The sequence below is a fragment of the Marivita sp. genome (assembly GCF_020055675.1).
Lineage (GTDB): Bacteria > Pseudomonadota > Alphaproteobacteria > Rhodobacterales > Rhodobacteraceae > Marivita.
The window spans coordinates 1-11118 of record NZ_JAIPUS010000019.1; the positions used below are offsets into that span (position 1 = coordinate 1).

Sequence of the window (11118 nt, forward strand, 5' to 3'; positions counted from 1 at the left end):
GCAGGGCGACAAGGCGGTCCTCGGCATCCTCGCCGAGATGGGCTGTGCGGTCGAGGAGGGCGATGGCGCGGTCACGGTGACAGGTCCAGCGGAAGCATTCGACGCGGACGCGGGTTTCGCCCGCGCCGCCCTCTCGGGCGGAACCTTCGACCTCAACGCCATCCCCGACGCCCTGCCGGCGCTCGCGGTAGCGGCCTGCTTCGCCCGGGAGCCCGTGGAGCTCTCCAACGTGCCCCAGGCGCGCGCCAAGGAGACCGACCGGGTGTCGGTTATGGCCGCGGAGCTCACCAGGATGGGCGCCCGCGTCGAAGAGCTTCCCGACGGGCTGCGGGTACGGCCGCGGGCCGGGGGTGGCGGTAACCCCCGGGGTGGCGGCGCGGCCGGGGGCATGGGCGGGCTGGGCGCGGTCGGGCTTGCCAGTGCAACCACCCTGCTCGCCGCCCTCGTGGCCCGGGCCGCCCGGCAGGGCCCTTTGCTCCCGGTCCTCCTCCTCCCCCTGCTGGTGCCCCTTCTCGTGTCCGGCACCAGCGCAACCCGCAAAGCCATCGCGGGCCTCCCGTGGGTGCAGGCCCAAGACGAGCTCCTGACCCTCATCGGCTTTGCCGGCGCCACGCTCTCCGCTTCCGTCGTGCTCTTCGATTTCGTCTGGAAGGAGTAGCGCCTCGGGGTCCCATGAGGACGGCCTTGAACCTTGAGCGAATTCATTTCCCCGCGGGAAAGCCCAAACTCCAAACGGCGTTAGTATCGACCCGACCGGATAGGCTTTCCTCGATGAATGGCCATGATGTCGGAGAACAGCGAAGCGTCCTCCCATCTCAGGATGACGAACGTGGAGCGCTCTCTGGACGGAGGACTTGGGCATCCCCCCCCCCGATACAGTGCGCCCGCTCGAAACGCCCCCGCTGCGATGACTTGTAACGCAGTCGCACTGGGTCCCTTGTTTGCTTCTGCGTACCGCCAACCGTGACATCCCCATCGATCCGCCCGGAGATGACCAGCCGTCGCGCTCCCGCGTAGAGATCACCGTCAACCTGACCGGCGATCTCCACGCGTCGTCCAGCGGCGAAGAGTCCACCGTCCACCTGCGCCCCATCCGCGAGGTGCACGGTGTTGCCTGCGGCAAATGTTGTGCTTCCAAAGACCCCGGTCAGGTCCACAGAGCGAGCAGCCAGGACGGCATCCTCACCAATACTACCGTCAATATCCAGGGAACCCGCCATCGCGAAGATGCTGTCGGACTCGGTGGCGCTGGGTCAGCTTTTGCTCGTCCGCTTTGGCCTTCAGGCGATTGTCCTCATTCCGATCATTGCGCTCACGGGCCGTCTCTGGCGCATGTCGGGCCGGGTGTTCGGACTGACCTTGCTGCGCACGGTCATGCATATCCTCGGCATCGGAATGATGATCTCGGCGCTCTCCTACCTGCCTTTGGCGGACGCGATTGCGATTGCCTTTGTGATGCCGTTCATCATGTTGCTGCTCGGGCATTACGTGTTGGGCGAGGAGGTGGGCAGTCGCCGCCTCATCGCCTGTTCGATCGGGTTTTTCGGCACGCTTCTGGTGGTCCAGCCCTCCTTTCAGGCGGTGGGATGGCCTGCGCTTTTGCCACTGGGGGTTGCGCTGAATTTCGCGCTCTTCATGCTGGTCACCCGCAAGATCGCCAAGGAAACCGATCCCATCGGGCTCCAGGCCGTTTCCGGCGTGATGGCCGTGGCGCTCTTGGCACCGGGGATGCTGCTGATCCCGGATACCGCGGTTCCGCTCACGACATGGGACACGGCGCTCACCGAGGGAACCTGGATCCTGCTTGTGACCCTTGGCCTGTTCGGCACATTGGCTCATTTGTTGATGACCTGGTCGCTGCGCTATGCACCCTCGGCCACGGTCGCCCCGATGCAGTACCTTGAAATCCCGATCGCAACGATCATCGGCTTCGCGATCTTCGGCGATCTGCCCAATTCGATGGCCACCGTCGGTATCGCGATCACCATCGGATCGGGACTTTATATCGTCTTCAGAGAGCAGGCCATAAGCCGTCAGCTTGCAACAGAGCCTGTTGCAGCACCAGCCGTCGGGACACCGGCACAATAACCAGCAACCCGGGGGTCGCGACCGACAGCGCGACCGCGCCCTCGGCCTGATTCGACGTGCCGACACGCCGGTCCGGCGACAGTGTCAGCCCGTCGATGGGCCAGCGCAGTCCGCTCGATTGCCCGGCCACAGCGCGCATCGGGAACAGGGACACCCGCGTGCCGGCGGCAAGCGGAAGATCAAGCCGGGGCGGCACATGCGCCACCGCGTCGGTCTCTCCCACCAGGACGATGGCCCGGTCCGGATGTCGCACCATCACCGTCATCGCGGCCAGCAGGTGATCCACCCGTCCACCCAGAAATCCGATCCCGATGATCAGCGGCGCCGATATTGACCGCACCGCCTTGTCGAAATCCGTGGTGTTCTGTTCGCTTATTCGATGCACCTGTCCGGGCGGCATGGCAGCGACCGTCGCCTCGGAGACGGAATCCAGATCACCGATCAGAGCGTCCGGCATTCGGCCCAGCGCCCGTATCCAGTCAGCGCCGCTGTCGGCAGCGACAACCAAGCCGGCCTCGTCCAATAGGGTGCTCAACAGCCCATTGTCGCCATTTGCACCACCGACCAGCAAAACTGGGTCGTCCGAGAAAACAATTGCATCATTCATGTTTGATTAATGGCGAAACGCGAAACAGATCACAATCCGGTCACGAAATGATACCGTAAGAGGCACAGATTCGATGCGCTTTGGTCTTGGTAAACGTGCTAGCAAGACCATCGCAGAAGATTAGAAAGCGAGTTTTGTCATGGTGAGTTCGAACAAGATACTCACGGTTTCCTACGGAACCTTTTCATGTACGCTTGAAGGGTTCGACCAATCCTTCGACACCATGAAAGCGATTGCGGAATATTTCCGTGATCTTGCGCAGGACGACCGATATTTTGGCGCCGAACCACCAACCCCTGATGCCGAAATGCTGGCCCGGATCGCGGAACGCGAGATCGAACGCCGCGTGGAGGCGCGTTTTGTAAAAGGTAACTGGGTTCTGCGTCCAACGGAACAGTCCGGGTCGCCGCAAGGGGATGTCGCGCCGGACACGTCGTCGGATGCAGCCAATGTGGGCGCGACAGCCGGGGTGGCTGCCACCGCGCTGGCTGTCGCGACCGCACCGGCGACAGAGAACGCCGAGGTCGAGGCCAAAGAAAAAGGCCAGGCTGAAGGCGATGCCGACCGCCCGCAATACCATCCGGAGCATGATCCCGAAGATGCCGCGACCCCGGAGTTGAAGACAGAGGCTGCTGTCGTGTCGGGTCTCGACGATCTGCCCGAGAAAGAGACAGCAATTGATCTCTCCGAGGTTGATCTGTCCAAGCTTGAGCTTGATGCAGCCGCGGCCGACATCTTGGTTGACGACATCACGGTGGATGCCGATGGCGTGTTGTCCGAAGAGGACGCATTCTCGGCCGAGCAGAGCATCGACGACCTGATCTCCGAGCAGGCCGACAAGGCCGATCGCGCCGCGAAAGACCTGGCCGATGAGGCCCGCGCCGAAACGGCACAAGAGGTCACTGCGCCCGCGACCGTTGCCGTGACAGACAGCGTGGCCGACAAGCTCCAGCGCATCCGCGCCGTGGTGGCCGCAAAATCGCAAACGCCGCAGGTTCAGGCGTCCGACCATGCAGAGCCGGAATACATCGAGGACGAACACGCCATGCCCGGCCCGGACGGGGATGGCATCGATGAGAATGATGCCATTGATCCTGATGGAGCAATTCAGGCGTCGACAGTGGCTGAAGCCGGCGAGGACAACAGCGCCTTTGCACCGGCAGCGGAAGACGACAACACGCTCTTCGCCGATACCATTGCCGGGATCATGAGCGACCAGATCGAAGATGCGGACACGGACACCCTTCCGGACCCGGCGCAGGTGGAACCCACCAATGAGACCGCGCCCGGTGCCAGCCCCGACGGCGCGCCGGAAAGCGAGCTAGAGGCATTGCGCGCCCGCATCGCCGAGCTTGAATCCCAGACCGCAACCGCCGAGCCCCGCGTGACCGACAAGGACGCTGACGCGATTGCAGGGCTCTACGCGGACGAACACGAGGCCGATCCCGCCGAAGAGACGGATGACACTTCGGTGCAGGCCTTCGACGATCTCGAAGATCTTGAAGATATCGACGACAGCGTGAGTGGCAGCGATGCGCCTCAGGTCCTCCAAAAAACCCGTCAGGACGACCAGGCGGAGACGGAGGATGCGCCAAAAGCCGAAAGCGTGGCGGCCCCGCTCGTTGCCCGTGTCGGGAAAGCCAAGCGCGCGGATGTCGAAAGCGCGCTCGCAGCGGGCGATATCGAGGAATTCGACGAGGACGCGGAGCTTGATACAGCCGCCCCCGGCGATACGGAAAGCTCCCTCACCAAGGAGGAGGAAGAAGAGCTTGCCCGCGAACTGGCCGAGCTTCACGCCGAGATCGAAACCGATGACGACTGGAACCTCGACGCCGAGAATGACACGCAGGACGAGGCCGCACACGCGAATATTCGCAAGGCGGTCAAGATGACCAGTCCGGCGCGCGCCATGCTGACCGACACCGCCATCGCCGAAGACGACACCTCGGTTGACCGCCTCGTCGACAAGACGGAAACCGAAATGGACGAACCGGAAGGCAACCGCCGCCGCAGCGCCATCGCGCATCTGCGCGCCGCAGTTGCCGCAACAAAGGCGGAACGCCTGCTCGGCAAGTCAAAGCCGAAGGCGGATGAGGAAGAACCGTATCGCGAAGACCTCGCCGATGCGGTGCGCCCGCGCCGCCCCAAGGTTACGCAGACCCGCTCCGAACGCCCGGCCCCGGTGCGCGCTGCGCCCCTGAAGCTGGTCGCAGAACAGCGGATCGACACAGACGATGACGCGCAAGACGACGCCGTGCAGCCGGTTCGTCCGCGCCGCATTAAGCGCAACATGGACGCGGCCGCACCGGCCGGCGCAAGCACCGCTGTCGAAGACACCGGCTTTGCGGATTTCGCCGAGCAACAGGGCGCCAACACCCTTCCCGAACTGCTCGAAGCGGCGGCGGCATACATGTCCTTTGTCGAAGGCCATGACCAATTCTCGCGGCCGCAGCTGATGACGATCCTGCATCAGGCCGAGAGCGATGCAAGCTCTCGCGAAGAACGCTTGCGCAGCTTCGGCCAGTTGCTGCGCGAGGGCAAGATCGAGAAAAAGGGCGGCGGCCGCTTTTCCGCGTCGGACAATATCGGCTTCAAACCCGATGCCCGCGCCGCAGGCTGATCCCCGCCCCACAAACCGGATCGAACCGGCCCGCGATACAATCGCGGGCCGGTTCGCGTTTCGCCCTCGAGCAAACACCGCGATCCCGCCTTGCAAAGCGCCGCAGGGTCCCCCATTTTCGACGCCCCGCTTCTGTGCGATAAAACGGCCCAAACACGCCGACCACGGATCATAGACCATGAACCTGACCGAGACCGCCAGACTGTCTGTCGCCCCGATGATGGACTGGACCGATCGACACTGCCGGTATTTTCACCGGCAGATCAGTCGGCATGCCCTGCTTTATACCGAAATGGTCACGGCCCCGGCGCTTGTCCGTGGCGGCGCGACACAGTTGCTGGCCCATTCCGGTGCAGAGCATCCCGTTGCCCTGCAACTGGGTGGATCGGACCCGCGAGAGCTGGCCGAGGCGGCGCAGCTTGGACAGGCGTCCGGCTATGACGAGATCAATCTCAATGTCGGCTGCCCATCGGACCGCGTGCAATCCGGGACTTTCGGCGCGGTGCTGATGAAATCGCCCGCGCGTGTGGCCGAATGTGTCGCGGCGATGAAGGAGGCGGTCACTGTCCCGGTCACTGTCAAATGCCGCGTCGGCGTCGACGATCAGGATCCGGCGCAGGTGCTGCCTGACTTCGTCCAGCGGGTGCAGCAGGCGGGCTGCGATTACCTGATCATCCATGCGCGCAAGGCGTGGTTAAAGGGCTTGTCCCCAAAGGAAAACCGCGACGTTCCACCGCTGGACTATGACCTCGTGGCCGAGATGGCGGATCGTTTCCCGGATCTGCCGATATCGATCAATGGCGGCATCGAAACGCTTGATGCAGCCAAGGCGCTGATCGATCGCGGCCTGAACGGCGCAATGGTCGGCCGTGCCGCCTATCACCGCCCGTGGGATATCCTGTCGGACGCGGACGCCCGGCTTTATGGCGCCGCGCCCGCGGCCCGAACGCGGAACGAGGTCATCGACCGCATGAAGCCCTATATCGCTGCGCATCTCGAGGACGGCGGCAAGCTGCACCATGTCACGCGCCATATGCTGGGTCTGTTCGCCGGGCAGCCGGGCGCGCGCACCTGGCGGCGTGTCCTGTCAGAGCGGGCCAACGTTCCCGGTGTGGGGCCAGAGCTTCTGAACGAGGCGCTGGACCGGATGCAGCAGCCTGACCGGCTGGCCGGCTGACCGGATGGTCACCGACTGGCCTGACTGCGGGTATGTCCGCTTTGCCTGGCACCCCGACACCTATCGCTGGGCACAGGCCGCCCATCGGATCGGACGGGCCGTGGCACGCGATCCGGCGATGCAGGCGCAATGGCTGCAATGCGGCGGCACTTGGTTCGTTGGCGTGGATGCCCTGCCCTCGGATGCCGACGGTGCGATCGGCGGGACAGCGCTGTCCGGTCCCGTGGTCGATCGGATCGGCCCGCGTGACGATCTGCACCCGGCGCAGCTGTCGATCACCTATCCAGGCTTCCCGCGCCCCCGGAATAGCGAAAGCGAGGCTGCCTTTCGCTATCGCCGCAACCGCGACGGCGCGCATATGGACGGGCTTGTGGCCGAAGGATCACCGAAACGCCGCTTCCTGCAGGAACGGCATGACTGGATCCTCGGCCTGCCCCTGACAGAAACCTCACCCGGCGCCAGCCCGCTGGTGGTCTGGCGCGGCAGCCACCACATCCTGCAACGCGCCATGATCGACGCGCTGGGAGCGGTGCCGGAACGCGATTGGGCGAAGACCGACGTGACGGAGGTTTATCACGCCGCCCGCAAGACAGTGTTCGAGACCTGCGCGCGCAGTCCGCTCTTTACACGGCCGGGCGAAGCGGTCTTGCTCAACCCGTTTCTCCTGCACGGCGTTGCCCCCTGGGCAGCCCAGGCAACCGCGCCGCCAAGCGGTCGGATGGTCGCCTATCTGCGCCCTGAATCACCCCGGGACGGGCCGAACTGGCTGGGGCAAAAATAAGGCACCGCCACATTCCCAAAGCCCCTTGGCGACAATCGCGAAACGCCTTTCGCATTGTCACAGAAAACCGGACAATATCGTTCAAATTGTCGATTTTTCTAGGGATGTGGGTGCCGAAACGGGTAGTTTATCGCATATTCGGTAATCTTGGGATTAACCTGCTATGGAACTTGCAGCGCTTTTGGCTCTCACGCTTTTGGGTATCTCCGCCAGCGTGTTCGCGGATTCTGGTGACGATGATGACAGCGAAACGGACACCGGCGCCACCGGGGGTGACGACGGGGACGACGGGCTGGATACCGGCGACAGCGAAGACGGCAGCGACAGCTCCGGAGGCGATGGCGTCGTAACCTCAGATGGTGTGACCTTCGGCTCCGACGACGGCGATACGCTGGATGCAACGGCTGGCGCGGACACCGTGGTCGGCGGGGCCGGCGATGACGTCCTCAACGGCAGCGCTGCAGACAACATCCTTGACGGGCAGGAAGGGGACGACACTGTCCTTGGCGGCGACGGGGACGATCAGGTCTTCGGCAGCGAAGGCGACGACTCTCTTGACGGCAATTCCGGGGACGATCTGGTCGCAGGCGGCGACGGCGATGACACGCTTCTCGGTGGCCTTGGCAGCGACACGCTTTTCGGCGATGCTGGGAATGATCGGATCGACGGCCAGGAAGATGACGACGAGGCTGTCGGCGGCGACGGGGACGATACCATCTTTGGCGGGTCAGGCAATGACACGCTCTTCGGTAATGATGGCGATGACAGTCTGATGGGCGGTGCGGGTGATGATTCCCTCATTGTGGGTGCGGGTGCCGATACGCTTGATGGCGGCGACGGTGATGACCAGCTCTTTGGTGTCTGGGATGGCAATGACGACGAAATGATCGAAGCCCGCGATCTGGATGACCCTGACACCCTGCGCGGTGGTGCAGGCTTTGACCAGATCCAGATGGGCAGCGGCGACGTGGCCTATGGCGGAGAGAACAGCGACATCTTTTTCGCCGGTTCCTGGGTTGATCCCGACAATGCCCCGATCGTGATGGACCTTTCCGAGAACGAGGTTGTGATCGTCTCCGTGCCGGCTGGCACCTCCGGCGACACGGAAATTTCGCTGGAGGAGGACGAAGACAGCGGGGACACGCTGGTCCAGGCCAATGGACAGACCGTTGCGGCTGTTTCGGCAGATGCCGGTCCTGTTTCGCTCGATCAAATCCTTGTGGTTGAAAGCATCAATATCGCGCCGGCGGCGGCGGCTTGATGCAGATGATCAGAACGACCCGCGCCCCGACACGGGATTTCGCGGTGGCGCGGAACCATGCTAGGACTGCCGCGACGTACGCGGTTCCATGAGGGAAATGATATGAGACTGGCCCTGTTGATGATTTTGGCTCTTGCAGCGACCCCTGCTCTGGCACGGGACGCCTCGCCAGAGCAGCCAAGCTACGAGAAACCGACCTTTGACCGCCCGACGACCACGCGGACCACGCGTGAGCGAGAGGACAGCCCACGAGACCCGGAAAGGGTCGTTGTCACTCCGAAACCCAAGCCTGTCTCATGCCCCAAGGTGAAATGCGTGACCGACGAGCACGGCAACCGCCGGGCGATGTTCACGGCCGATGTCCAGCCGGACATGTACTATCTCGGCCGCAACTTCTGCGCCAAGGCGCCAAAGGATGTCGAAGTCACGGCGTGCTGCCTGGAAAAAGAGGACCAGACCTACCAGATCCTCTACAACGTGGAGGTCAGCAAGAAGGCGCACTGGAAAGCCAAGCAATTCTGTACCTGCGTGCTCGAACTCGACTGACCGCCGTCAAATGCAAGTGCCGCATTCTGGGCCACCTCGTGGCGGTCGCGGTTCATCCACACATGGCACAGCCAAGACACGGGCGCGCGGGCAGAACCTGACCCTCAGTTTCACACCGAACGACGTTGCCCGAAATCCGACCCCGGTTCAGCGCTTCCCGCAGGATGCCACACAAAAGGTTGCCAAAAGGTTAACTTGCGTCGCGGGACCGGAACGCCGGAGTCTCTAGTCCTCCGCCTCCGGGTCCATTTGCCCCACACCCTGGAACACGAACTTGAACGGCAGCGCCCAGAGAATGCCGAGGACCAGGAAAACCAGCAGCTCGACCAGGAACGGGGGCCGGTCGAACAGGCTGATCACGTTCAGACAGACCACGATGTAAACCGGCAGGCCAACCAGCAGGATCACCAGCGACCAGCGTTTTTTTGCCTTGTGACTCAGCGCCATCTGCGCCCCCTTTTCCTCAGTCTGCAAACGGGTCGGTGACAAGGATCGTGTCATCCCGCTCCGGTGAGGTAGAAAGTAGGGCGACCGGGCACTCGATCAATTCCTCGATGCGGCGCACGTATTTGATCGCCTCCGCCGGAAGATCGACCCAGGATCGCGCCCCTTCGGTGGATTGCGACCAGCCGGGCACTTCCTCGTAGATCGGTGTGCAGCGGCCCTGCTCCTCCGACGCGGTCGGCAGGTAATCATAGCGTTTGCCATCCAGCTCGTAGCCGACACATATTTTCAACGTCTCGAACCCGTCCAGCACGTCAAGCTTGGTCAGGGAAATTCCGTTCACCCCGCTCGTGGCGCAGGTCTGGCGCACGAGGCAGGCATCGAACCACCCGCAGCGCCGCTTGCGCCCCGTTGTGGTCCCGAACTCGTGACCCCGCTCTCCCAACCGCTGCCCATCGGCATCGTCAAGCTCTGTCGGGAACGGCCCCTCGCCCACGCGGGTGGTGTAAGCCTTGACGATCCCAAGTACATAATCGATTGCGCCAGGCCCAAGGCCGACCCCGGTCGCCGCCTGCCCCGAAATCACGTTCGACGATGTGACAAAGGGATATGTCCCGAAATCGATGTCCAGCAGCGCCCCCTGTGCGCCTTCGAACAAAATGCGCCGACCTGCTTTGCGTTTCTCGTTCAGCACCTTCCAGACCGGCGCGGCAAAGGGCAGGATCTGCCCTGCAACCTCGCTCAATTGCGCCAGCAGCGCATCACGGTCCACGGGCGGAACGCCCAATCCCCGGCGCAGCGGATCGTGATGCTGAAGCGCCCGGTCCACCCGCGCCTCCAAGGTGGCCTGATCCGCCAGATCGGCGACACGCACCGATCTGCGGCCCACCTTGTCTTCGTAGGCCGGCCCGATGCCGCGCCCGGTTGTACCGATCTTGGTGCCCTTGCTGGCCGCTTCTTCGCGCGCCCGGTCCAGTTCACCATGGATCGGCAGGATCAGCGGCGTGTTCTCGGCAATCATCAGGGTTTCGGGTGTGATCTCCACACCCTGCGCGCGGATCGTGTCGATCTCCTGCAAGAGATGCCAAGGGTCCAGCACAACGCCATTGCCAATCACCGACAGCTTGCCGCCCCGCACGACGCCGGAGGGCAGCGCATGCAGCTTGTAGACCTTGCCATCGACGACCAAGGTGTGCCCGGCGTTGTGCCCTCCCTGGAAACGGCAGATCACATCCGCCCGTTCCGAGAGCCAGTCCACGATCTTGCCTTTGCCCTCGTCGCCCCATTGTGCGCCGACTACGACCACATTCGCCATGTCTCGAAACCCCTGCCTGCATTCCATCCATCAAACCCGCGCCCGTATAGTGCGCATTCCGAACAGGGGGAACCGGTTTTCCACCGTTTTTCAGATGGGACGCCCGCAATGCGGAAGATGTCCGACAGAACGGGCTTCTGCAAAGCGGCCCCACCGAAACCCCGGTGCAGCACAACACGCCAGACGCTTGACGCGCAAGACAGGTCGGAGCGCATCGTGATCCATCAACACAAACGCGTTTCGGGGACTGCATGACCGAGGGTCAGGAGGCACGACCAC

At 63.4% G+C, this 11118-nt stretch carries 10 protein-coding genes; 7 read left to right on the forward strand and 3 right to left on the reverse strand.

The features are described from left to right. Both LCF59_RS12330 and LCF59_RS12335 read left to right on the forward strand, forming a co-directional pair. Positions 1-658: heme exporter protein CcmB (locus LCF59_RS12330; protein WP_292287910.1), on the forward strand; the 658-nt coding region annotated here is incomplete at its 5' end. A gap of 569 nt (positions 659-1227) precedes the next feature. Further along, a complete protein-coding gene (locus LCF59_RS12335; protein WP_292287911.1) occupies positions 1228-2088 on the forward strand; it encodes a DMT family transporter in 861 nt (286 codons plus the stop codon). Here the strand turns inward: LCF59_RS12335 and LCF59_RS12340 are convergent. Then, positions 2012-2695: a thiamine diphosphokinase gene (locus LCF59_RS12340; RefSeq protein ID WP_292287912.1), complete on the reverse strand. Its 684-nt coding sequence runs from the start codon at positions 2693-2695 to the stop codon at positions 2012-2014. The genes LCF59_RS12335 and LCF59_RS12340 overlap by 77 nt on opposite strands. 139 nt (positions 2696-2834) lie before the next feature. On the opposite strand from LCF59_RS12340, the gene LCF59_RS12345 reads away from it, so the two are divergent. From LCF59_RS12345 to LCF59_RS12365, 5 genes are all read left to right on the forward strand, one after another. Beyond that, positions 2835-5315: a hypothetical protein gene (locus tag LCF59_RS12345; RefSeq protein WP_292287913.1), complete on the forward strand. Its 2481-nt coding sequence runs from the start codon at positions 2835-2837 to the stop codon at positions 5313-5315. A 178-nt stretch (positions 5316-5493) separates the two neighbouring features. Continuing rightward, entirely contained in the window at positions 5494-6492 is a 999-nt protein-coding gene (dusA, locus tag LCF59_RS12350) for a tRNA dihydrouridine(20/20a) synthase DusA (protein ID WP_292287914.1), read from the forward strand. A gap of 4 nt (positions 6493-6496) precedes the next feature. Next, entirely contained in the window at positions 6497-7273 is a 777-nt protein-coding gene (locus LCF59_RS12355; RefSeq protein WP_292287915.1) for a hypothetical protein, read from the forward strand. Between the two features lie 163 nt (positions 7274-7436). Beyond that, positions 7437-8534 (forward strand): calcium-binding protein, encoded by a 1098-nt coding sequence (locus tag LCF59_RS12360; RefSeq protein ID WP_292287916.1) that lies wholly within the window; start codon positions 7437-7439, stop codon positions 8532-8534. Positions 8535-8636: 102 nt separating this feature from the next. Then, positions 8637-9080, forward strand: a complete 444-nt coding sequence (locus LCF59_RS12365) for a hypothetical protein (RefSeq protein WP_292287917.1) — start codon at positions 8637-8639, stop codon at positions 9078-9080. A 225-nt stretch (positions 9081-9305) separates the two neighbouring features. Here the strand turns inward: LCF59_RS12365 and LCF59_RS12370 are convergent, their stop codons facing one another. Both LCF59_RS12370 and LCF59_RS12375 read right to left on the reverse strand, forming a co-directional pair. Then, a complete protein-coding gene (locus LCF59_RS12370) occupies positions 9306-9527 on the reverse strand; it encodes a DUF2842 domain-containing protein (protein WP_292287918.1) in 222 nt (73 codons plus the stop codon). A 16-nt stretch (positions 9528-9543) separates the two neighbouring features. After that, positions 9544-10839, reverse strand: coding sequence for an adenylosuccinate synthase (locus tag LCF59_RS12375; RefSeq protein WP_292287919.1), 1296 nt, complete (start codon positions 10837-10839; stop codon positions 9544-9546). Positions 10840-11118: the final 279 nt, after the last annotated feature.

What these genes read in the sequence shown, in the direction of transcription:
- LCF59_RS12335 (WP_292287911.1), top strand. Translation starts at nt 1,228, where the DNA reads ATGCTGTCGGACTCGGTGGCGCTGGGTCAGCTTTTGCTCGTCCGCTTT.
- LCF59_RS12340 (WP_292287912.1), bottom strand. Translation starts at nt 2,695, where the DNA reads ATGAATGATGCAATTGTTTTCTCGGACGACCCAGTTTTGCTGGTCGGT.
- LCF59_RS12345 (WP_292287913.1), top strand. Translation starts at nt 2,835, where the DNA reads ATGGTGAGTTCGAACAAGATACTCACGGTTTCCTACGGAACCTTTTCA.
- dusA (WP_292287914.1), top strand. Translation starts at nt 5,494, where the DNA reads ATGAACCTGACCGAGACCGCCAGACTGTCTGTCGCCCCGATGATGGAC.
- LCF59_RS12355 (WP_292287915.1), top strand. Translation starts at nt 6,497, where the DNA reads ATGGTCACCGACTGGCCTGACTGCGGGTATGTCCGCTTTGCCTGGCAC.
- LCF59_RS12360 (WP_292287916.1), top strand. Translation starts at nt 7,437, where the DNA reads ATGGAACTTGCAGCGCTTTTGGCTCTCACGCTTTTGGGTATCTCCGCC.
- LCF59_RS12365 (WP_292287917.1), top strand. Translation starts at nt 8,637, where the DNA reads ATGAGACTGGCCCTGTTGATGATTTTGGCTCTTGCAGCGACCCCTGCT.
- LCF59_RS12370 (WP_292287918.1), bottom strand. Translation starts at nt 9,527, where the DNA reads ATGGCGCTGAGTCACAAGGCAAAAAAACGCTGGTCGCTGGTGATCCTG.
- LCF59_RS12375 (WP_292287919.1), bottom strand. Translation starts at nt 10,839, where the DNA reads ATGGCGAATGTGGTCGTAGTCGGCGCACAATGGGGCGACGAGGGCAAA.